We start from the raw sequence: 21,187 nt of genomic DNA on the forward strand, positions 1-21,187 counted from the left end.
TCTGGTCGTCGCCGTCAACAAAGTCGGCGGTAACGTCAATCAAATTGCTCGGCGACTCAACATCGGTGATTCCGTATCCTCAGCTGAGTTGCGATCAGTCTATGCCGATCTTCTTTCGTTGGTGAAGGTGGCCAGTTCGTGATCCCAAAACTTACAAAGGGAGCCGATTTTGCAGGGCTAATACACTATCTTGTAACGGACCGCGATCACGAGGTGCTCGATCTGCACGGCGTCTCTAGCATCGAAATGGCGCCTGCAGAAATGGCAAACATCGCTGCACTGAACTCCCGAGCAAAGGTCAAGCTTCTTCATCTCTCGGTTTCGGCGGCGATCGAAGACGGCGAACTGAACCGCGAACAGTGGCTGTCCATTGCAGACGCAATGGGAGCAACTGCGGGCCTAACAAATCATCCGCGCGTTGTCATTCGCCACCGCGATAAGGCGTATGACCATAGCCACATTTTCTGGTGCACGATTTCACCCGAAACAGGGCGGACGCCATCCAAGTCCTGGTTTCTGAAAAAGGGAAGCGCTGCGGACTGTGGACCGCACATTTTGACAGCCGATCAAGTCCTGGCCGTGCCTGGGAATGAACGAGCGCTTCGGAGCTACGACTTCCGTCTGCTTGCTCGCCTTCAGAACTGTGCGCGGAGGATGGAAAGGGCGATGGGCCTTCGCCAACTGAGATCTCCGCAGGGATTGAGAGAAGACAGAATTAAAGGATTGCGGAACCAGATTCCAGCGAAATCGAAGCTCGTTGAGCGAACCGGAGACAGGGATTTGATGGCACTGGCTGACGATATCCGTGCGGCCCTCGTGCGTACGTCGTGGGGCGAGAGAGTTGAGTCGCTTATGTTGCTAGACCTAGGCCTTGAGGCAGTTTTTCGAGAGACCAGTAAGGGTGCTCAGCGTCGCGGTTTTGTGATTGTCGATCGACGGAATCAAAAGAACCGGATCAAAGCCTCGGCGTTCGATTCCGGTCAGACCAAGTTTGGTGCGTCCGCCCTGGAACGTTCGCTCAAGCCCGGTGCGCCTTCGTACCAGGAATGGCGGAACAAATACTGCCCAGTTGATCGCCGCAAATCCAGCGATGCTCCCTCAGATTTGAAGGAAAGCTATTCCTGGATGGTCGAGCAGCACCGTTTGAGAGAGGACGCGAAACGGATAGAGCGCAAGAGGCTGCGCAAAATCCATCTGGCAGAAGTGAAACGCCTTCGCCGCGAACTCATGAGACAGAGACAAAAAACTGCGCAAACTCTCAAGAGCAGCGAGCGGCGCGCCTTTTATCGCCATTTTTCCGTTGCTATTCGTGCACCTGCTCTCGCTGAACTACTCGCGACGCAGCGGGCCGAGCGCAGGGCGTTCGCTGTCGAGCGTTGCGTGACTTGGATCGAGTACAAAGCTCGCTACGAACCTCGGCAACCAATACAGGCTCAGTCACCGAGTTCGCGTTCGCGACCGAAGTTGGTCTCTACCGGTAGCACTAGCTATCAGCGCGGGATGTCCAGCCCAGCCCCAGATCTTGAAACTGATAGAGATGGTAAGTTTGAGACGAGTGATCGAGATCTCGGAAATGTAAGCGGCGAAGGATTATCAGCGTATGAACTGCTTATAGCGCAGCAAAACTTGCGCCAGTCGCGAGGCCGCTAGGTGAGTTGGATGGTGCGGCCTTATCGAATAATTTGCGCCTGAATCGACACCAGTTTCCCCACTTGGGATAGAGCTTGGCGGTTGTTTGGTGCATCAGCGCGGTTGATGCAACGGGCTGCGTAAGAGAGGCCATAGGTGTAGCCCATTGCTTATCTACTTCGGCGGCGATTGCCGCCGGTCTCGCGTAGCCTAGGAAGCAGTCGTTGGGCAGACGACCTGATGATTGGCGCTCGCCGTAGTCAGCAATCGCTTAAAAACTCACTGTTTCACTGATCGGTTCAAGGAGGAAATTCTCTCTTGGAAGTCCGTCGACTGTGAAAAGCCTTTCCGTCGGTACCTTCACTGTGAGATCGGTATCAGGCATTCTGAAATCTTCGATAGCTCCCTTTAAGCCCGCCATCCGCGTTCCTAGAATTTTGGCGCCGAAAGCGTGGAAGCCGATCGCCAGACCTTCACCCATGCTGCCTGTCCATCGCCCGACAAGGACTGTTGGCAATTTCGGACGATATTTGCCGTCGCGCGGCAGAACCTGCTCGACCCACTGGTGTGCAATGCCGTTTCTCTCTGCTCTGCCGGCCTGTCATGAATCTGGTGCGGCCGCGCCTCCCGGACGAACCAGCCCATGATGGCTCTAGCGACTATCGTATTTCCCCCTGTCGGGGTATCACGAAGATCGAGAAACAGCTCGTTTCCCTCGGGAACGTGACGCAGCGCTTCATCGAATTCTCCTATTGTCAGTTAGTCGCCGAGGCCGTTGTTAAACCGGATGATCGACCTCTGACCCACGGAGCAAATTTCCAGTGTCTTCTCGGCTCGAGACTGGACGTCATAAAGAGACACCAAGGTCACCTGCCGCAGTTCGCCAGGGACACTCTCCACGGTAAACCGCCGCAGGCGATCGCGCCGTCCCGCCAGCAAAACGCGTGCGGCATAATCCGCTAGGACTTGGGTCACGGCGAGCGCCATACCCGACCAGAAATTCTCGAGCGCTGGCTGATCGCTCGCTTCGGTCGACAACCTTTGGGCCGGTTGCAGACTGTCCACTATTAGAGAGCGAGATGGCGAAAGCGGACTCACCGCGGGGTGAATAAACTCCCTGCATCGCAATCTGCCGGATGATCTAGGGATACCCCCAGCCCTACTCGCGGATCGCATACTCAGCGAAGCGGCGGTCGAGTATGCTGCTGCCTATGCCGCGAGTGTCGGCTCCGGCTTCGCTTAGCAAAGCCATGTGTGACATCACCTTGACGGTTTCCGTGGCGTCCCAGAGATCGGCGCCGCTGAGTACTTGCTCGTCGCGATCAGTCCGATGCGCATAGTGATTTCGGGTTGCAACCACGCGCGCGATGAAGGATTTGCGGGTCTCGCTGGGCCGTATTGTATTGATCTCTGCCTCAAACTTGTCCCAATAGTAACGCAATCGTTGTCGGAGGCCAGGCTCGTGCGCGTGGGCGAGGACGCCGGCGACCCGATCGACAACATCATTCGGGATACTACGTTCACGAAGGGCCACGAGTATAGGGGCGCTGTCGATCGAGGCGGCAACTGTGGTCGCGGTTCGGCGGTGGAGCGCCTCAAGCGCTTGGACGAAGATTTGGAAGCGTAGCTCAGGGGGCAGATTCCGCTGTTCAAGACCACTCATGTGTAGGCGGATTGCATCCTCCAGATCGTCATATCGCGCCAGCCAGAGGTCGAGGATTGGCGCGAGTATCCCTGCCGTGTTAGCCTTGAGGATCGGGTCCGCCGGTTTCTGTGAAACCTCAGTCATCAATAGCCCATGGATGCCGACCTCATGCGGGTTGCCTTCCTGCGGGAGCTTCATAGACGCGCTGGCGATCGGCAGCACCCGCCCCATTACGAGCGAGAGAAGCTGACGGATTCGGTGCATGTTCCGAAGCGCCACGTCGACGTCCACTTCGTCTGGGAAAGCAATGTCCGCAGGGTAGGTGAGTGTTAGGGTTGGTCCATCGACAACGTTGCCACCTGTCTTAATATGCTGACCAAGAATCACCGTGAGACCCGCAGACGGACACTCGAGCGCAACTGGCGAAGGCGATGACACCGTGTAGTTCATGATCACGCCGCCCTTATCGGGAAGGGTCATCTGTTGAAGCACACCGTTGACGTGTAGAATTTTCGCAATGTCGCCGACATGCATAGACCAAGTGCGGGCCTTGATTTCAGCTTGCTTCTCGAAGTGCGCGCTTTCGAAGGCAAGGGCTGCACTGTAGGTTGACAGGCCAGCCACACCGAGCCGCATATTGTGGTTGCGGCGAAAGAGATCGGTCAATGTGAAGTAGCCAGTATTGCTCGTGAATCTGACCAACTCCAAGCGTTCCGGCATATTAGGCGTGTCGCTGGGACTTGCGACCTCGAGCGTCACTTGTCCTGGCTCTAAGGTGAGCGCTGCGCCTAACTGCGCGCCGGCAACTTCGACGTGGCCACGGTGGGTAACTGAATCCATGAAGCGCAAGGTGGCGCCGTTGTCAGCAACCCGCAAGGACGACTATTCCGCCGCGCGCACATTGACGTACGGTTACAATGTCAACGGAGCGATGCTTCGATGACCGAAATTGGGCCGGTTCCGGCCTGTCCGGTCCTGATGCGGCGGCGGCCGAAGCGGACCTTCAGCTTCCGCGCCCGTTGCGGACCTTTGCTCACAGGTGCATGTCGGCTCCATGAAAAGTCTACAGCAACTTGGCGTTGCAATACCGATTGTACAGGCTCCGATGGCAGGCGTCGCGACACCTGAACTCGCTGCTGCCGTCTGCGAAGCCGGCGGGCTTGGGTCGATTGGCGTGGGTGCCACCGATGCTGACGGTGCACGCGCAATGATCAATGCAACCCGCGCCCTGACCGACCAACCATTCAACGTGAACCTGTTTGTGCATGCGACAGCCAAAGCCGATGCCCCGCGCGAGCAGGAGTGGCTGCAAGCTCTACGTCCTTTGTTCGATCAGTATCGCACCAAGCCGCCGAGTGCATTGCAGACGATCTACACCAGCTTCGCCGACGACGACGCTATGCTGGCAATGTTGGTGAAAGAAGCGCCGCCGATTGTCAGTTTTCATTTCGGCTTGCCCGCGGCTGATCGCATCACGGCGCTTAAATCGGTTGGATGCACTCTGATCGCCTCCGCGACATCCCTGGATGAGGCGCGGAAGATCGAAGCCGCAGGCATAGACATGATCGTGGCGCAGGGTTGGGAAGCGGGCGGACATCGAGGGATGTTCGATCCTGCGCTGCCCGATGATCAGCTTGGAACGATGGCGCTCACACGCATGCTGGTTGCGCATTCCTCGGTGCCCGTCATTGCCGCCGGCGGGATCATGGATGGTGCTGGGATCCGTGCCGCGCTTGACTTGGGGGCAGTCGCCGCGCAGCTCGGCACGGCTTTCATCGCCTGCCCCGAAAGCAGTGCCGACGAGGCTTACCGCGCTGCTCTGAACGGCGAGGGGGCGAGACATACCGTCATGACACGGGCGATCTCGGGTCGTCCCGCTCGTTGCTTGGCCAATCGTTTCACCACTTGGGCAGCGATAAATCGGTTTGATGTTCCCGATTACCCAATCGCCTACGATGCAGGAAAAGCGCTGAACGCCGCTGCTAGGTCGGCGGGAGAAAGCGGCTTCGGGGCACAATGGGCCGGCCAGGGGGCACCGCTACATCGCGTCATGTCGGCGTCGAGCTTAGTAGCCACGCTGTGGCATGAGGCGGGCCAATCGAATTAACTTTGCTGGCGTCCACGTCCGCATTCCACTCTTTTTCTCGTTGATTCCAAAATGAGCTAAACCTGAAATTTACGACGAGCTGCCGAATGCTTTCTCGGCAGTTTCTGGGCCGGTTCCAGACGGTCCGGTCTCAGACGGAGAAATGTGAAAGCTGACCTTCGAGCAAGTCGATGGACGTGTCCGCGATCGCTAGCAGTCCAGACCTTTAGGGCGACAGTTCGGCTCCCCGAAAAGCCGCCATCCGTTCATCATTGTTAGGCGTTCTCGAACTGGGATTGGGGCCGTTCATCGATAATCCGGATCGAGCCGAAATTGTCTATTTCCGCCTCTGAAGGAGGCTCACGCTGAAATATATCTGAAAGGCGGTAAGGTTTGAGGAGAGCCTAGCTAGTCTTCACAAAGCTCATTGGCCGAGCCTATCGGTGCACGTTCGACATCCTTCCCCGAAGCGGGTGGACGGGTAGCAAATAGTCCGCCAGGCCAGTTCAAGCGTTGCGCTCTGGCGCCGGTCAAAGGCGAAATCAGAGCCTGAATCGTCGGTCCGCTTCGCCTTGCAGCACGGCGGCTAGGACGGCTGATGCTATCTCTTCGGTGGCAGAAGGCTCCTTCAACCTGTCTGGCGTAATCAGCTGCGAGGAAACGATAGGGGCACCGGGTCGAAGCCTTCGGCGACGAGATCGGCAACCTGGACAGTGTGCTGATGCGCCCGCAATGCTTCAACGATCGCCAGTGCCGTCGAGCGGGTGAGCGATGAGGCGGGGCGGGGTGGGCTATGACAACAGGGCATGGGCAGCGCGACCATCCCGTTCGCCGGACATCATGCGAGCGGCAGCGTCATCATTCGCCCGCCTTCTTGCTGGAGCCGTGTCAGAAATTCGCCGTGTTCCAGCAGCTGGTACGGGCATAACAGCCCCGGCTCCGTCGCCGCCCTGCCGTCCAGGCCGGGGAGCCGCTCCAGTATCATGTTTACGCTGAGCACGGTCAGCGGGGCGGAGCCCCTCAGATGAACAACGGCGTGGCGACTGTTCAGAGGCGCCCCGCTTGCGGGAGGTGGGAGGTTACGCGTCTGGAAGATAATTCTCGAATTTGCGGTCAACTTTGATCACCAAAAAATTACCATTGATCCACTTTGTACCGACGCTGATGGCTGGCCACCCTCCAACTCCACGGCAAGCCGCGAAGGTTACCGACCGACCTTTCCGAGCGGTTAGAAACGAAGCGCGTAATAATCCTCGGTGGCGGCGGCCAAGCTGGGCCTAGGACGCTGCTGTTCGGGTTTGCGCGTCGATCAACGTCGCTGTCGCGATTCCCAAACCCGTTCTTTCCCTGGCGGATGCGCGCTCGCTCGATTAGCTTGCAACCAATGGACTTGAAAACGCCCGCCGAGAGCGTCTTGAAAAGGGCAGTCCGGAACGCCGGAAAGCTGTTGAGCGGAAAGGTCGGCGCCGGGCTGATGCAGCTTGGTACGTTCGCGCTGGCGGCTCGGGCTTTGGGAGCATCGGAGTTCGGGCTGTTTTCGGTCCTGATCGCGCAGGTCATGCTGTTCGCCGGTCTGGCGAGCTTCGAGTCCAGTCAGGCCATCATCCGGTATGGTGTTCCCCACCTTAATGACCTTAACAAACGGGCGGCACAGTCCCTGTTCAAAGCCGGTATGCTTCTCGATCTGGGCGCTGCCGCGCTCGCCGCGCTCGCCATGGTTGCCGCGGCGCCGCTCCTCGCGAACTGGATCGGCTGGAACGAGCGGCTGGTGCATCTGGCACAGGCAATTGCACCGCTGACCTTTGCGGGCGCAATCGGCACCAGCAAAGGTATGCTGCGTCTTTTCGACCGTTACGACTTGTTGAGCTGGCATGCGCTTGTAACGCCGGGGGCGCGGCTTCTGATGATCGCTGTTTGTGCGGCCCTTGATCTCTCCCTTGGCTTTTACCTGGCGGCCTGGGTCGTCGCCGGCTGGCTCGGCATGCTGGCAGCGGCATTTCTGGGGTGGCGGGAGGCTCACCGCCGGGACATGCTGACCGGCATGACCGGGTCCCTGCGAAACCTCGCCCACGACCAGCCCGGCATGTGGCGCTTTGCCCTGTTTGCCAACCTCAACGCCTCCGTGGGCCTCGTCCCAAGCCATCTGGCGACCCTTGTCGTGGCCGCAATTCTGGGAACGGAAAGCGCCGGCGCCTATCGGATTGCGAGGGAGGTCGCCGCTGGCCTTTTAAAGCCCGTCGATCTGGTTAATCAGGCGATCTATCCCGATCTCGCACGTCTCGTTTTGGCACGAAATTGGAGCGGACTGTGGCGCACCGCTGCACGTGGCGGAATGAACGCCGCAATTATCTTCTCCGTGATAACCGCCTTCATCGCTCTGGTAGGGCACGCGCTTCTGACAGGTATTTTCGGCCCCGAAATTGCCGTTGCGGCACCGCTTCTGATCGCCATCGGTGTAGCAACGACGATCAAGGTGACGGCGTTCGCGGCGGAACCGGTCTTGTACGCTGTTGGACGCCCGGATGTATTGTTCGCCCTCTCGCTCGTAACGGGGGCGCTGTTCGTGGGCATATTGTTCTGGCGGCTGCCCATAGACGGCCTGTCCGGGGCGGGATGGAGTTTCATCGGCATGGACGGCGTCTTTGCACTGCTATCGGCACTGATCGCGATCCACATCGTCCGGCGCCGCGCGGCGGAGGTGTCGGAATCGAACCTGCAGGAAATGTCATGAACGCCACAATACGAAATTTCGGCTATCCCGCGACGCTGGTTCGCGAATGGGACCACTGGACAGCGCTTCTGCGTCCGGCGCAGCCGACGCTCGGCAGCCTGATCCTCGCCGCGCGCAGCGAGGCCAGGGCCTTTGCCGACCTTTCATCAGAGGCCTTTGCTGAACTTCCGCAGGTTGTGGGTGTGGTGGAAAAGGCGCTGCAAAAATTGATATCGTATGAGAAAATCAATTATCTGATGCTGATGATGGTCGATCCGCACGTCCATCTTCATGTGATCCCGCGTTACGATGGAATACGAAGCGCGCCGGGGGGACCGGCAATCGTCGATACGGGCTGGCCGAAGGTCCCAGCCCTTAGCGACGCCACGACGCTGTCCGACACGCAAGTGAGAGCGATGACGGCCTGGATGAAACCGGCCTTTGAGGGCTGACGGCATGCTGCCTGCGTCAGGCATTGCCCCGGGCATCCTCAGGCTTGTGCCGGGGCCGTTTCTTTATCGCGCCAGAAGGTCGCAATGGCCTCGGCGACTTCTAGGTCTTCAGGGTAATCCACCTCCGCACTGGCCATTCCGTCGACATACAGCGGAGCAACCAGCGTGTCTTGCGCCAGACGGTCGATAACGCTGAGATACCAGTTCTGCAGGCCCTCCGGTGTCCGAATGCAGGTTTCGAGCGCGCGCCGAAACCGAACGACGCCGCCGCCGCGAAACGAGAGAATGCCAATCGATTCCGCGCTGATCTGGTCTTTCGGAAGGCGCTTGCCTACCGCAGCGACACGATCCTCCACCAGATGAACCTTCATATCGTCATCGTCATAGTCCGCCTTTCGCGTGACGGTGATATTCACCGGCGCCCGGCCCCGCTCCACAAGCCGGGTGACGATATCGGACGATATGAGCGTGTCGCCATTCAGAACAATGAAATCGCGATCCATCTTTTCTCGCACCATCCAAAGAGAAGCGAGATTGTCGGCCACTTGGTAAAACGGGTTATAGGCGATACTGACACCTTCCCTGTCCCCGATCATGTCGGCAACGGCATCCGCTCTGAAACCGGCGACGACGACAATGTCTGCTACGCCGGCATCCTGCAGAGCCTCTATCTGCCATTCCAAGAGGGGCTTGCCCGCGAATTGCAGCAGGCATTTCGGCCGATTGTGCGTCAAGGGGCCAAGACGGCTGCCGCGCCCCGCGCTGAGAATAAGGGCGCGCATGGGCAGCTCAGGCCGAAACGGCATGGTCATTGAGAAGGCCCTTCTCTTCGAAGATGGACTGGGGCCCTGGCCGGGGATGGGCGGCGATCTTGTCGGCCGTCCGAAGCGCCAGAGCGGCGATGGTCAAGGTGGGATTGGCCCAGCCGCCCGTTGGAAACAGCGAGGAGCCGGCAATGTGGAGGTTCGCGACGCCATGAACGCGGCCAGTGTCGTCCGTTACGCCGTTACGCGGCGACCGCGACATCCGCGTCGTTCCCATGTGATGAAAACCGCCGATCGGATGAGAGGATACCAGCGGATCGGTCCGCCACGTTTCGTCAGCAATGTTCAGCCACGCCGCCCGTTCGACGCGGCCAAGACCAAGCCGTTCCAGTTCAGTACCAAGCGTATCGACGAGGATGGAAACGCTGCGCTTGTCGATCTCGCTGAGGCGCCAGTCAAGAACGGGACGGGGCATGCCAAGAGCGTCTGTTTCCGGGCCGATGGTGACCCGGCTGTCGGGGTTTGGTGCCTGTTCCGCCCGAACCACCAACGCGATCTCATTACGTCCTGCCCAATTCAGAAGCCACGGCCGCAGAGGGTCGATATGGCGCTGGGCCCAGCCGGCTGCCTTTTTCGTTCCCATCCAAAGAGCGCGGCCCGCGCGGGTCGGCGACATGTCATGCTTTAATCCGCCGTAAACGCGCATACCCCAGAACTGCGCTGCGTCCGCTGGCTGTCGGCCTGCGATCGTCAGCGACGTGTTCAGGATGCCGGCCCTGCGCTGCAGGGCAGCGGACGGCGTAACGAGCGCGGCCACGTCGAGACCGGACAGGCAGTGCCGCCTGCCGAACAGCTTCAACAATCGCCAAGGGTTGCCGCCAACCACCCGGCCGCCTCGAGCGTGCGGGTGCTCCATGAAATAGCGGCCAACCTGGTCGTCGGCGTTGCCGACGCCTGCGGTCATTACAGAACGCGACGCGAGCAATATACGCGCATTCTCTATACCGCCGGCAGCCAGCACGGTCTCGCGAGGCTGCAAGGTCACTTGGTTGCCACCATGTGCGCAAACGCGAAGGCTTTTCACTGTCTGCGCCGAAGCATCTAATTCTATGGATGTCACGGTGGCATGCGTCACGATGGTACATCTCGGATGCCTGCGCAAATCTTCGCACGCGCCGTATGTGAAGCGACTGAACTGCGGATCGAACGCCCAGAAGCGGGTTTTAAGCGTCGAATTTGAAAAGGACGGCAAACGCAATCCGGCCGCTTCGAAGTCGCCGGCATTCGGTGCCATACGCGGTAGCCCAAACAGGGGCCGCGCTTCGCGGTAGTACCGCACGAGCTCGTCATATTCAATCGGCCAACCGGAATGTGGCACCCAGTCACGAGTCTGAAGGTCGACGGGATCGAGTTCGGCGCAGCGACCGCCCCAGATCGCCGTCGTTCCCCCAAAAAAGCGTAGGCGTGAATTCTGCAACGGATAATAGTCGCGCCCTACTGAGGCGCCGGCGTTCAGCTCCGCGATATCGGTCTCATAATCGAGTCCGCCGCTTTCAAGCAGCATGACGCTGCGACCCAACGCGAGAAGACGGCGGGCCATCAGGATACCTGCCGCGCCCGCTCCGACGATCACGACATCCGCTGATCGCTTTCCCCAAAGGGCATTACGACGCAGGTCGACAGTCATCCGGCATCCTGATTGTCGGCAAGATCGACTGCCAACGCCTGGATGTCTTCAGGGAGCGGAGTGCCTGTCAGCACATAGACGTTGCCGGCGCGGGCCCAGTAGCTGACATCGGCATCGCCAAGCTGACGCATGACCGGCTGGCTGCCGACTCCGTCCACCAGCGGAGCCCGCACGGCAAACAGGGAAAATTCCGCAGGACCATCGCCGGCGATGACAAGCTGCAGACTGGGACCGTAGTCGGAGGGGAACACCTGCGCGTCGACGAATTTCAATCCCGCCGGTAGCGCCGGAATGCCAATTTGCAATGCGGTGCGGACGTCGGCCGGATCGAAGCTGGGCGCTTCGATCTGCGATTCCATGCGTTCACGAACGAGCGCGACCCGGTGCGACATCAGTGCCTCTTCTATGAAACCGCGCGGCTCGGCAGCGGCGGGCTCGCCGAACTCTACATGCGGGGCGCCTAGAACGATGACGGCGAGCAGCATGAGCGCGCCAAGACCGCTCATCATGGCCCGGGGGGGCCAAAACGCCGCCGGTCCGGGTTCGCTATCGATACGCCGTGACAGCCGCTTGGCAGCCCTTTCGTGTCGACGTCGCGGCGCGCTGCTGCCCATACACAGCGCCTGCAGCGCCGCATTGGCCTGCATGTCGGAAAGCACCCGCTCTGCGGCGTCGGGGTTTCGTTGCAGATATGACAGCACTCGAACCTGGTCTTCCGCCTCCAGCTGTCCGTCGACGAGGGCCTGCAGTTCGACTTCAGTGATTTCGCTCATGACGCTGTCCCTGAGTTCACGAGATGGAGATGGCTTGGTTTTCCGGTGTCGGAATTGGGTTTCGGATCCCGAAGCTTTGCACGAGCACGGGCAAGCCGGGACATGAGTGTACCCACAGGGACTTCGAGGACGGTCGCAGCGTCCTGATAGGTCAGGCCCTCCACGACGACGAGATGAAGCGCGGCGCGCTGATTCTCCGGCAGGGCATCGAAAGCGCTGCCGACTTGTTTCAGATAGACGGCCCATTCCTGTTGAGCCGGCATCTTCTCCGGACAGTCCAGTTCCTGGAGTTTGTCTGCGCGAACGGCCTGCTTGCGCCGATCGCTGACGAACCGGTTGTGCATGATGGACAAAAGCCAGCCGCGAACCGGTCGCGCCCTGTCATAGCTCTCACTCTTTGCAATGGCCGATACAAGTGTGTCCTGGACCAGATCTTCCGCGGCACTAGGATCGCGCGTCAGCGAGAGAGCATAGCGACCGAGTACGCCGAGCTGACTGGAAATATCGAAAGGCGAAGACCCGGACATATCCCGTTTACGCGCCGGCGCAGAGTTTATTCCAACAGAATCGCAAAAATAGACGCCTACGCCAAGTTCGAGCGAATAATCGTCTCCAGCATCACCGCCTTTGAACGCAGGCGTGTACTGGCCTCTGAATCGCCTATTCAGACCGACATAGTACGCTCAGCAGCAGGCCCACACATAGCTCGTCAAGTCGGGACGCTCCCCCGCTCGCCGCCGTGCCCGCTCTTTAGCGCATGGCAGCACCTGCGGGGTTAATTGAATGGTCCGGTCAGCATTCCGTCGGGTGTGCGTTCGGACAATCCAGACGCTTTGCCGATAGCAAATTCTACGTAAACGACACAGAAATTTGAACGGCTTTCGATTGTCCGGGACATTTTCGCCGACCTCAACCGAAAGCATTCGCCGCCGGCAGTCGCTACGATCGACAAACCTTGGGCCGCAAGCGGACTGGCAGCTAAGGAGCCCGAAGGGCGCAAACCAGACTTTTATCAAGTGACCGGCAATTACTAATTCCGGAAGTCGCACCGAATATTGCCGGGAGGTCGGGCTGGAAAACTGGAAGTAGTCTCTCAGGCTGGACGGCCGAAGCTCCGAACCGCTCCCTTTCCTTTTGGCTCTAGGCGGCCACGGACTGACGCGATTGTAGGCCAAGATCGTCGCTCAACAGAAGGTCCCTTAGCTGTCCCACGGCCGCTTTCGGGTTCGAGAGCGACAACGTCCCGACCGCGATCCGACTGTCGTCGGTCCCGTTGATCCGATGCACGCATGTTAGGCCGGCGGCTTCCGATCCCAGCCCCGGGTGGTGAGGATAGAGTAGTAGCAAACGTTCGCACTGGTAGACGTGGGCATAGGCCATCATCTGGTAGACGTCGGCTTGGCCGACGCCGTACTTTGGATCATCGATCACGCCCCTGAGGCGTTTCCATTTGGTATCGATCACCAGCATTGGTGTGCCTCGGGCGGAGACCGTGATGTCCGGCTTCGTCGCGAAGCGATTTTGCCCCGTCTGGAGGTCGGCCAACGCATAGCCGCGAGGCCCCTGCAGACGAACCTCAAATCCGGTTCCAGCCAGCGCACGAACGAGGCTCCTTCCGACGAACTCCTCGAACAGCTTGTTCATTTCGAACAGGAGCGAGAAGCCGCGTGCGTCACCGCTGCTCGTCGTCTGGAAGCGATCCCCGAGCAACAGCTTCGCCAGCGAAAGCAACTGCGCCCAAGAGCGGTTGGTCCGGTCGATGACGACCTGATGCCACGGGAGGGCTTTAACCGGCACCGCGGTAATGTCCGCGAAGGCAAAGCTGAGCTCCGCCAGCCGCCGCTGGTTTTCCGGGGCCCGAGCTACCTTTGTGAGTTTCGTCACCGCCGCTTTCATGATCTGGTTAAGAGCGATATCGGCGCTGAGCTCGTCAAAGCGGCATGCCAGTCGCTGAGGGCTGGCGGCGAGGACCGTGAATTGCCGCTTGACGTCCAACCTGCCCCGCAGCGCCGCCAAGTCATCTTCGTGCGGCACGTACCGCCGGGGAAGACCGCGGTGGAGCGCCTCAAAGAGCCGATCGCAGAATAGCCGGATCAGTATTTCGAGAAGGTCGTCCCGCTGCCACCCGAGATCGGTCAAGCCGCCCTCGACAATATCGAGATCGAGCACAACCGCGAGCATATGAACGAGGCTTCGCCGCGCGGCTGCGTCGCTCTCGTTCCCGTCGATCTTGGGGAGGATCTCGAGCGTCACGCCATCGGCGGCGATAACGCCGACGACCTGCTGGGCGCGCAGCTTCTTCGGATGGTTGACCAAGATGCGCTCGCCGTCGAGGCTCGCCGTTCGCACGGCGGCCGCACACTCGACGACGCGGTCCGCGACCGCCCTGCTGAAGGAACCCGGGCCGGGCTCCTCGATGGGGATGTAATCCCACTCGCGGACGCTCCGACGGATCATCCCGTTAACTGCCGGTAGGCTTCAAGACTGAATGTATCGCGGACGGTATAGCGCCACCGCTCGTTAACGTAGTCGACTTCGCCTGCGGCTAGTGGGGCAAGCCTTCGGCGAACGATAAAGCCGCCTTCATCTTCGATCTCTCCGAGGGCCTGCCTGACCCGCTCCCAGTTTTCGTAGAAGTACTCGGCGAGCAGCGGAATCACCTTTGCGCCCATGACCTCATCGACTCCCTCCTTGGTCGCACAGCCGAGGAAGTAGGCGTGGCCGATCTGGTGCTCGCGATCGAAAAGATACTCGATACGATCGTTCAGGGTCTGAAGAAGACGCCTCACGTTGATGCCTTCGACATCGTCCGGCACCAGGTTAGAGCTCGGCATCAGCTCCTTGAAGCGGAATCGCCTCCTAAGCGCCGTGTCCAGAAGCGCAATGGACCGGTCTGCCGTGTTCATCGTGCCGACGATGTGAAGATTAGCCGGCACGCCGAAGGTGTCGCCGGAATAGGGCAGCTTGAGCCGAAGCTCGTTACTTTCGCCCAAGCGCTTGTCGGGCTCGATAAGCGTGATCAGCTCGCCGAACACCTTCGAGATGTTGGCCCGGTTGATCTCGTCGATGATGAGCACGAATTGGTCGGGGGCTGAAGGAACAGCAGGACTATCGCTGGGAAGGAGACGGGAGAGGGCTTCCTTTTTGATCTTCGCTTCCTTCAGCAGGTAGCAGGACTGCATCGTTAGCGCGCCGTCGTAGATCGTGTCGATCGGCAGAGCGTCGTCGATGACGAGAAGCCAACGCACCGGCCGGCGATGATTGTAGGTCTGCTCGCCGGTCGGCTCGTAATAATAGTCCCCGGTGATCTCGCCGATCGCCCGGAAGTGCGAATTCCCTTCCGACACGATGACGATGTCGCCCTCGCGCATGCTGCCGCGGAATCGCCAGACCTGGGAAATGTTGCCGCTGTTTCCCTTGGTGCCGGGCTCGATCTCGTTCCACTTGTCGAAAATCGCCTGGTAATCCTCGTACCGCGGATCGGACCAGTCTACCTCTCCGCCCCATCCGAGCACGATATAGTCGCCCTCGATCGCGGCATCGTAGATGTGATCCTCGGCGCCGGCTCGACCGAGCGACATCTTGAAGAACTGGCGATCACCCAGATTATAGCCGCCGGACCGACCGGCGCTTTTGCGCGCCTGCTCGGCGAGCGCCGAGATTTCCCGGAACACGCCCTTGCGCGGCTCAAGCCTGAAGCCGCCAGCCTGGCTCTCGGAACCGCCATCATCGCCGGTGACCGGCCGGAGACCCTCGACGAAGTCTTCATAAGCGTAAGACTGGTGGAATGTAACGAAGCCAATCTGCCCCGCTTCCATCAGTACGTCATAGCGGCTTTTCAGCTCCTCCCTGCTTTCGGGAACAGTTCCGTCACAGAGCCTCACTGCCTCCTCGGCCGTCGCAAAGGTTTTGCCGGTGCCGGGCGGCCCATAAAGTATGAGGTTAGTCGGTCTTGTCACAGTCGTTCCCCCGCCGGAGCCCGTACTCGCGGCATTATCCACTTGAGAGTTGTCAGCCCGATTTACCGCCCAGATGAATCCTTGGACGTCCCAAAGATCGCGCGGCTTCCAGTCCCATTCACGCCCCATCACGTTGCGAATGGCGCCCATCAGGTCGAGCACGTTGCGAAACTCGTCCGCGCTGAGCGGGTTGTAGGTGAGGACGGGCTTGCCGAGCAGCGCGCGAGCGGTCCTCATCACCGGATCCGTATTGATCCCGTACGCTTCGTCCGGACGCGCGAACGCCGCGATCATCGTCGGTATGTTTCGGCTTTCGCTGTAGGGAAGGTTCTTCTCCTGGCCTTCTTTGAAGACGGGCCAGGTCCCCTCCACGAAAGCGGCTACCGCGTCGGCAAGATCGTCTGTCGCCCTTGCGAGCTGCCCCGCGTGCCGCTCAAGAACGCCCGGATGCGCGGTGCGCAGGTTCTTAATCCGAGCGTCAGTGCGCCAGCCAAGAAGCCCGGAGTCCGGGCCGGTCAGCAGGTCGAGAAAGGCGGCACCGAGTGCCTCATCATCGAGCGGCGGCTCCTTCCGAAGCGCCTCCTGGGCCCGCGCCAGAAGGACGTCCTTGTAGCGTCGCTCTTCTTCGAAATAGCCGCCGCTGCTGGCTGCGAACCCTTCCGGCTCAAAGTCAGGGTATCGTGCGAGAAACAGCGCCTTGAGCCTTTCGAGCGCTTCGCGGTTGAGGCCGCTCCCGCCGCCATCGTACCAGTCGAGAACCTTGGTCAGTTCGCCCTCGCTCGATGCGCGAACGCTGAGGACCGGCTTGGGAAATCCCGCGTTGCGAAGATCGGAGGGCGGAGCGTGGCTGAGACGGCCGGGCAGGTTGGAATGACGGCCCTTGTCGGCCGCGTATGATTGCACCTCCTGCGCTGGCGGTGGCACGGCCCGTTCGTCGTCTTCGAGCCAGAGCTGGACCTTCGAGATGTCCTTCTGAAGCGCGATCGCTTGGCCGCCCGCGAGCTCGAACGAAACCATCTTCTGGCTGTCAACGTCAGGATCGCCGTAGCGCTCGCGCAGGATCGCCTCGGCGCGGGGCACGTCGAAATTGGCGCTGGAGACGGTTTCGAACGTGAATTCGGTCGTCGAGCTGTCCTCCAGGCCCTCGCGCCGCACCAGCCGAACACCCGCCAGGACCTGGAACTTCGTGCTGCCGATGGCGCTGCAGACCGCCGGCATGGTGTCCTGCAAGCCCATTTGCTTGTGAACGTCGCCTGCTCGGACGACAAAGCGGTTCTCGCCCGCGCGGCGGGCCGGCTCGACAACCTGCTTCATGACGAACGCGCGGATTCGGTCGGCCTGCGACTGCGCAGCGGACACGCCCCCGGTCTCGCGAAACTGGCGATAGACGGACAGCGCCGAACGATACGACGCCAGGCTCTTGTATGGGTCGCCATCGATCTGGATCTTGGAGGTGTTCGGCTTGCCTGCGGCGTTATCTTCGGCGGAGTAGGCGAGATCCTTCAGGATCGATGCGAAGGCATCCCGTTCGAACGCCTCGTCGAGATCGCCGTAATGCCTCTCAACCCTGCGGGCATCCGCCAAACGGGTCGAGACTGTGTTCGGAGCCTGACCCTGCGCCTGCATCCACGCGCGGAATTCGTCTTCCTTCAACGCGTCCTCTCCGTTGCCGGCGAGGCCCGTAGGCGCGTGCCAAACTCCCGCTCGAACGCCTGCATCATCTCGATCGCCCAGCTATGCTGCTCGTCCCAGTCGCTGCGGTCGTCATAGCCGCGGCTGAGCGTCGCGCGAACGGCCGTCTTCTTTCGGCCCTCCTTCTGTTCCCAGGAAAGACTCTCGCCGATGGCCGACTGAATGGTGGCACGATCAAGGTAGAGACTCTCGAATTGCCGGCGATCTTCGTCGCGCTCGTTGTTCAGATTGACCTGGATCGCGTCCCGGCGAACGCTCAAGCTGATGTGGGAGCCCGGCACGATGTCCCGCATTGGCGCCCAGTTTTTCCCCGGCGGCCTCATGTCCAATCCGGCCTTTTTGGCACGCTGGGTGAAGATGGCGAGGTAGCTCACCAGGGCATCATCCATAAACCCCTCCCGACGCTTCCGCCCTAAGCCATGCCAGCGTGTTTATCAGTCGCAGGTGCTCGACCGTTTTGGCGTCGAGATCGAGGAGCTTGGGATTGGCCAGGACCACTGCGAGCGTTCGCGACCGGCTGATTGCCACATTGAGGCGGTTCTTCGAATAGAAAAAATCGACGTGACGCGGCAGATCTTCGGGCGTCGAGGTGGTCAGCGAGACGATCACTACCTCGGCCTCCTGGCCCTGGAACTTGTCGACGGTCCCGACGCGCGTGCCCTCGGGTAGCCGGGCCTTCAAGGCATTCACCTGCATGTTGTATGGCGCGACAACGAGAATATTCTCCATCCCCAAGGCCTTCTCGTTTCCTGCTCGATCCACAAATCGCTGCCGGAACAGGCTCTCGATCAGCTCCGCGGCGAACTCGACCTCCTCGTCGCTGCGCTGACCGCAGCCGCTATGCCCCATCTCCACCAGCCGGATGCCCGACGGCTGCAGCGCCTCGTGCGCCGCCGAGAGGACAAGCGCTTGGCGACCGTTATCTTCCTCCGCCTTCAGGCGGCCGTCATAGACTGCCCTCGAGATGAACCCACAGATGGTTGGGTGCATGCGCCAGCTGGTGTCGAGGAGAATACCCCGGTCGGCAGCGATCGTTGCTTCGCCCTGGAGCAAGTAGTCGAGCACCGACAGCCCGCTTTCGCCCGGATGCGCGCCCTCGATGGGCTGGCCGAGTTGCATCTGGTCGCCGACGAGGATGATATTTCGAGCTGCGGCGCCCATCGCGACGAGGTGCCCAAGCGACACCTGGCCCGCTTCGTCGATGAAAAGGTACTCGAAATACTGGTCGAACTCCGGCATCCCGAAGAGCCAAGCCGTCCCGCCGACCAGCTGCGATCCCTGGTCGAGAATGTCGCTCGCGCGGTCGAAGTCCTGGATCATGCGACCGCTCAGATGCGTGTCGGTATCGGCCCGGTTCACCTTCTTTGCCCCGTCGAAGGAGAAACCTTCCTCGGCAGCGACCTGCTCAACCTTGGCAAGCAGGTTGTTGATGGCCTTGTGGCTGTTCGACGAGACGCCCACCCTCTTGCCCGCCTTGAGCAGGGCAACGATCACATGGGCGCTGGTAAAGGTCTTGCCGGTGCCCGGCGGCCCCTGGATGAACAGGGTCGATCGCTCCAGCGCGAGCGCGCGGCGCGTCGCAGCCTCGACCAGGCTCTCGCTCTCCCCGACAAGATTGCCGCCGGGCCATGCGTCCAAGCGCGGCGGTGCGCGCTCGATGAGATCGACGATCGCCTGGTATCGGTCGCCGGCCGCCGCTCCCGACGCCCGAAGCTCGCGTGTCAGCTCGTTGCCGCCCGTTGCCAGATATTCCGCGACCCTCAGGACAGCACCTTCGAGAACGTCCGTGTCGATCGGCCACCCTGGGATCATCGAACCGCCCAGAGGCCAGTCCGTCCCGGACTTCACCCCTCGCTTCACTTCCACGAGGCCGGCCTCGCAATCGAGGCTCTGGATGCTGCCCAGGCGCTGGCGGGATGGTGCGTGCAGCACGTTCTTGCCGGGCTGCAATTTGGTCTCCTGCGGCGGGAAGGAATAGGTGGCGACGATCGATCGCTTCTCCGGCCGCAACCAGTCTTCGTGCGCCGGCCTGATGTCGCCGATGCACTCGCCATCATCGACAAGGTCGTCCTCGAGCCGCTCGCAGCGGTCGAACACGGCCCATTGCTCGGGCTTCTTTGCGCGGCGGTGAAAATCGATGAGGTGCGCGAGGAGCTCGCGGCCGCGCTTGGACAGCCCGGCCGCCTGCTCGCGAACCAGCCGGCGAAGCTGCTCGCGCCGGATTTCGGCCGGGTCCTCTTCGTCCGGCACGACCGGCGGGGCATTGCGGCGCGCCCACCATTCGATCCCGCCCGGCCTCAGCTCGAGCAGCCAGTTCCGCAGCCCCTCGGTGTTTTCGCAATCGACCCGGTTGTAATCGAGGATGTCTTGGAGGAGCTTCTCGTCACGCGTGTCGCGCCACCGGTGATAGAAGACGATGGATTGATCCGCCTTGGTGACCGCTTCGTCCCTGGTCGCGGCGAAGAACGCCTCCAGCGCCTTGAGGCTCATCGACGGTTGGGAGGTACGGATCGCGTGCCGAGCGACCGAATAGAGATCGACGAATTTCTCGGCGCGCAACAGGGCATCGACGGCATCCTCGCGGGATGCGTAAGCGGTCGACAGGCGCCGTAAGGCGGTGACCTCATAAGCCGCGTAGTGATAGATGTGCGCATCCGGGTGGGCGCTCACATGCGCGGTGAGGAGGTCCACAATGCGCTCGAACACAATCCGCTCGGCGTCGCGGTCGTGGGCCCATTCGGCGATGAAGCGCGGCTGACCTTCCTCGCGGTAGTGGATGCCCCACAGATACTCGAGACCGCTGGGAAAGAGCGGATCTCCCTCAAGGTCGAAGAAGAAGTCCGCTGGATCCGGAGCAGGGAGCCTAGCGAAGCCGCGGTCGGGCTGCACCGGCAGCACTTCGATCCGACGGTCGCCGGTCCTCGCCTCGACCTGAAGGGCAGCTTGCCCGCGCAGACGCGCGAACGTCTCGGCGGACATCTTGGGGATGCGCGCGTCCTCCTGGGTCTTGGCTAGTGCCTCGACCGAGTTGACGCCCGCGGTGCGCAGGTTGTCGATCTGCCCGCGGCTGATGCCCGCCACGAGGCTCAGGTGGTCCGCCTCTTCCCAGATCGACTCACAATGATCGCGCCAGCCGCAATAACCGCAGGCCGAGCACGGCTCTCCTACCGAGCTTTTCGCCCCTGAGCCGATGAACGCGAGATAGCGCGCCTTGGCATTCGACAGGGTGAACCGGAACTCTACACGCCTGAATGACTCCTCGCGGCCATCGCCGAGCACGAGGTGCATTGAATGCGGCGGCGTTCCCTGCACACCAGCGATGAGATCGGAGTAGAGGCCGAGCTGGAGAACGTGCTTTGGAGCGGGCGTCCGCGCGAGCTTGGTGTCGATCGGCTCATACGACCAGGCGGCGTTGGCTGAGGGAACTTCCACCCGACGCAGGAAGTCCGCAAAGCCGTGCCAGGGCGGCGCTAGGAAGGTGGCCTGGTAGATGATTTCGTGCCCCGTGCGCATTGCGGCCAACGTCGCCTGCGCCCTCGCCTCAAGGTTGCCGTCGCCTGCGATCTCGGCGACATCATGCCCAGCCGCCTTCAACTGCGCGAAATAGTTCGCCTCGTGGGCGTGGCCGGCCTGCTGGATCAGCTGGACGCTCTCGTCGTCTTCGGCCCTGTCGGGCAGGGATTGCGGGTCGAGAAGCTTTTTCAGGTTCAAGGCGACCGCGTGGGAACAGCCGAGGAAGGTATTCAAGTCCGACGCGGAATGAAGAAGCGAATCGTTGTACCGGCGCATC

The 21,187-nt window shown here is 60.9% G+C and carries 16 protein-coding genes; 5 read left to right on the plus strand and 11 right to left on the minus strand.

Features of this window, described 5'->3' with window-relative positions:
• The first annotated feature begins 1 nt into the window (after position 1).
• Both mobC and C725_RS15930 read left to right on the plus strand, forming a co-directional pair.
• Positions 2 to 142, plus strand: coding sequence for a plasmid mobilization relaxosome protein MobC (gene mobC / locus C725_RS16965; RefSeq protein ID WP_078056302.1), 141 nt, complete (start codon positions 2 to 4; stop codon positions 140 to 142).
• Positions 139 to 1,650: a relaxase/mobilization nuclease domain-containing protein gene (locus C725_RS15930; protein WP_008603751.1), complete on the plus strand. Its 1,512-nt coding sequence runs from the start codon at positions 139 to 141 to the stop codon at positions 1,648 to 1,650. The genes mobC and C725_RS15930 overlap by 4 nt, the downstream gene beginning before the upstream one ends.
• Before the next feature lie 250 nt (positions 1,651 to 1,900).
• Here C725_RS15930 and C725_RS15515 read toward each other — a convergent pair whose 3' ends face one another.
• From C725_RS15515 to C725_RS13605, 3 genes are all read right to left on the minus strand, one after another.
• Positions 1,901 to 2,110, minus strand: a complete 210-nt coding sequence (locus C725_RS15515) for a hypothetical protein (RefSeq protein ID WP_051051448.1) — start codon at positions 2,108 to 2,110, stop codon at positions 1,901 to 1,903.
• A 278-nt stretch (positions 2,111 to 2,388) separates the two neighbouring features.
• Positions 2,389 to 2,667: a hypothetical protein gene (locus tag C725_RS15520; RefSeq protein WP_008603753.1), complete on the minus strand. Its 279-nt coding sequence runs from the start codon at positions 2,665 to 2,667 to the stop codon at positions 2,389 to 2,391.
• A 121-nt stretch (positions 2,668 to 2,788) separates the two neighbouring features.
• On the minus strand, positions 2,789 to 4,150 hold the full coding sequence (locus C725_RS13605) for a HEPN domain-containing protein (protein ID WP_008603754.1): 1,362 nt from the start codon (positions 4,148 to 4,150) through the stop codon (positions 2,789 to 2,791).
• 178 nt (positions 4,151 to 4,328) lie between these two features.
• Here C725_RS13605 and C725_RS13610 point away from each other — a divergent pair, with 178 nt between their 5' ends.
• The 3 genes from C725_RS13610 to C725_RS13625 all read left to right on the plus strand — a co-directional run bounded on the left by C725_RS13610 (position 4,329) and on the right by C725_RS13625 (position 8,522).
• A complete protein-coding gene (locus C725_RS13610; protein WP_038283452.1) occupies positions 4,329 to 5,381 on the plus strand; it encodes an NAD(P)H-dependent flavin oxidoreductase in 1,053 nt (350 codons plus the stop codon).
• Positions 5,382 to 6,744: 1,363 nt separating this feature from the next.
• Positions 6,745 to 8,091: a lipopolysaccharide biosynthesis protein gene (locus C725_RS13620; RefSeq protein WP_008603757.1), complete on the plus strand. Its 1,347-nt coding sequence runs from the start codon at positions 6,745 to 6,747 to the stop codon at positions 8,089 to 8,091.
• Positions 8,088 to 8,522: an HIT family protein gene (locus tag C725_RS13625; RefSeq protein ID WP_008603758.1), complete on the plus strand. Its 435-nt coding sequence runs from the start codon at positions 8,088 to 8,090 to the stop codon at positions 8,520 to 8,522. Before C725_RS13620 ends, C725_RS13625 begins: the two co-directional genes overlap by 4 nt.
• 38 nt (positions 8,523 to 8,560) lie before the next feature.
• Here C725_RS13625 and C725_RS13630 read toward each other — a convergent pair whose 3' ends face one another.
• The 8 genes from C725_RS13630 to C725_RS13665 all read right to left on the minus strand — a co-directional run bounded on the left by C725_RS13630 (position 8,561) and on the right by C725_RS13665 (position 21,186).
• Positions 8,561 to 9,334, minus strand: a complete 774-nt coding sequence (locus tag C725_RS13630; RefSeq protein WP_008603759.1) for a phosphocholine cytidylyltransferase family protein — start codon at positions 9,332 to 9,334, stop codon at positions 8,561 to 8,563.
• Positions 9,312 to 10,973 carry an FAD-dependent oxidoreductase gene (locus C725_RS13635; RefSeq protein WP_008603760.1) on the minus strand — a complete coding sequence of 554 codons (1,662 nt, stop codon included), beginning with the start codon at positions 10,971 to 10,973 and terminating at the stop codon, positions 9,312 to 9,314. Before C725_RS13635 ends, C725_RS13630 begins: the two co-directional genes overlap by 23 nt.
• On the minus strand, positions 10,970 to 11,746 hold the full coding sequence (locus C725_RS13640; RefSeq protein WP_008603761.1) for an anti-sigma factor family protein: 777 nt from the start codon (positions 11,744 to 11,746) through the stop codon (positions 10,970 to 10,972). Before C725_RS13640 ends, C725_RS13635 begins: the two co-directional genes overlap by 4 nt.
• Complete coding sequence (locus C725_RS13645; protein WP_008603762.1) at positions 11,743 to 12,273, minus strand: sigma-70 family RNA polymerase sigma factor; 531 nt, start codon at positions 12,271 to 12,273, stop codon at positions 11,743 to 11,745. Before C725_RS13645 ends, C725_RS13640 begins: the two co-directional genes overlap by 4 nt.
• A 613-nt stretch (positions 12,274 to 12,886) precedes the next feature.
• On the minus strand, positions 12,887 to 14,095 hold the full coding sequence (locus C725_RS13650) for an McrC family protein (RefSeq protein WP_200858616.1): 1,209 nt from the start codon (positions 14,093 to 14,095) through the stop codon (positions 12,887 to 12,889).
• Positions 14,096 to 14,199: 104 nt separating this feature from the next.
• Positions 14,200 to 16,935, minus strand: a complete 2,736-nt coding sequence (locus C725_RS15525) for an AAA family ATPase (RefSeq protein WP_184460264.1) — start codon at positions 16,933 to 16,935, stop codon at positions 14,200 to 14,202.
• Positions 16,936 to 17,354: 419 nt separating this feature from the next.
• Positions 17,355 to 17,786 carry a DUF4268 domain-containing protein gene (locus C725_RS13660; RefSeq protein WP_038283443.1) on the minus strand — a complete coding sequence of 144 codons (432 nt, stop codon included), beginning with the start codon at positions 17,784 to 17,786 and terminating at the stop codon, positions 17,355 to 17,357.
• Positions 17,779 to 21,186 (minus strand): TM0106 family RecB-like putative nuclease, encoded by a 3,408-nt coding sequence (locus C725_RS13665; protein ID WP_008603767.1) that lies wholly within the window; start codon positions 21,184 to 21,186, stop codon positions 17,779 to 17,781. Before C725_RS13665 ends, C725_RS13660 begins: the two co-directional genes overlap by 8 nt.
• Position 21,187 lies beyond the last annotated feature (1 nt).

It is taken from the genome of Pacificimonas flava, assembly GCF_000342165.1.
GTDB lineage: Bacteria > Pseudomonadota > Alphaproteobacteria > Sphingomonadales > Sphingomonadaceae > Pacificimonas > Pacificimonas flava.

Excerpts from the sequence above, each read along its gene's own strand:
- C725_RS15515 (WP_051051448.1), bottom strand. The coding sequence starts at position 2,110 with ATGGGTGAAGGTCTGGCGATCGGCTTCCACGCTTTCGGCGCCAAAATT.
- C725_RS13610 (WP_038283452.1), top strand. The coding sequence starts at position 4,329 with ATGAAAAGTCTACAGCAACTTGGCGTTGCAATACCGATTGTACAGGCT.
- C725_RS13620 (WP_008603757.1), top strand. The coding sequence starts at position 6,745 with ATGGACTTGAAAACGCCCGCCGAGAGCGTCTTGAAAAGGGCAGTCCGG.
- C725_RS13625 (WP_008603758.1), top strand. The coding sequence starts at position 8,088 with ATGAACGCCACAATACGAAATTTCGGCTATCCCGCGACGCTGGTTCGC.
- C725_RS13630 (WP_008603759.1), bottom strand. The coding sequence starts at position 9,334 with ATGACCATGCCGTTTCGGCCTGAGCTGCCCATGCGCGCCCTTATTCTC.
- C725_RS13635 (WP_008603760.1), bottom strand. The coding sequence starts at position 10,973 with ATGACTGTCGACCTGCGTCGTAATGCCCTTTGGGGAAAGCGATCAGCG.
- C725_RS13640 (WP_008603761.1), bottom strand. The coding sequence starts at position 11,746 with ATGAGCGAAATCACTGAAGTCGAACTGCAGGCCCTCGTCGACGGACAG.
- C725_RS13645 (WP_008603762.1), bottom strand. The coding sequence starts at position 12,273 with ATGTCCGGGTCTTCGCCTTTCGATATTTCCAGTCAGCTCGGCGTACTC.
- C725_RS13660 (WP_038283443.1), bottom strand. The coding sequence starts at position 17,786 with ATGGATGATGCCCTGGTGAGCTACCTCGCCATCTTCACCCAGCGTGCC.
- C725_RS13665 (WP_008603767.1), bottom strand. The coding sequence starts at position 21,186 with ATGCGCCGGTACAACGATTCGCTTCTTCATTCCGCGTCGGACTTGAAT.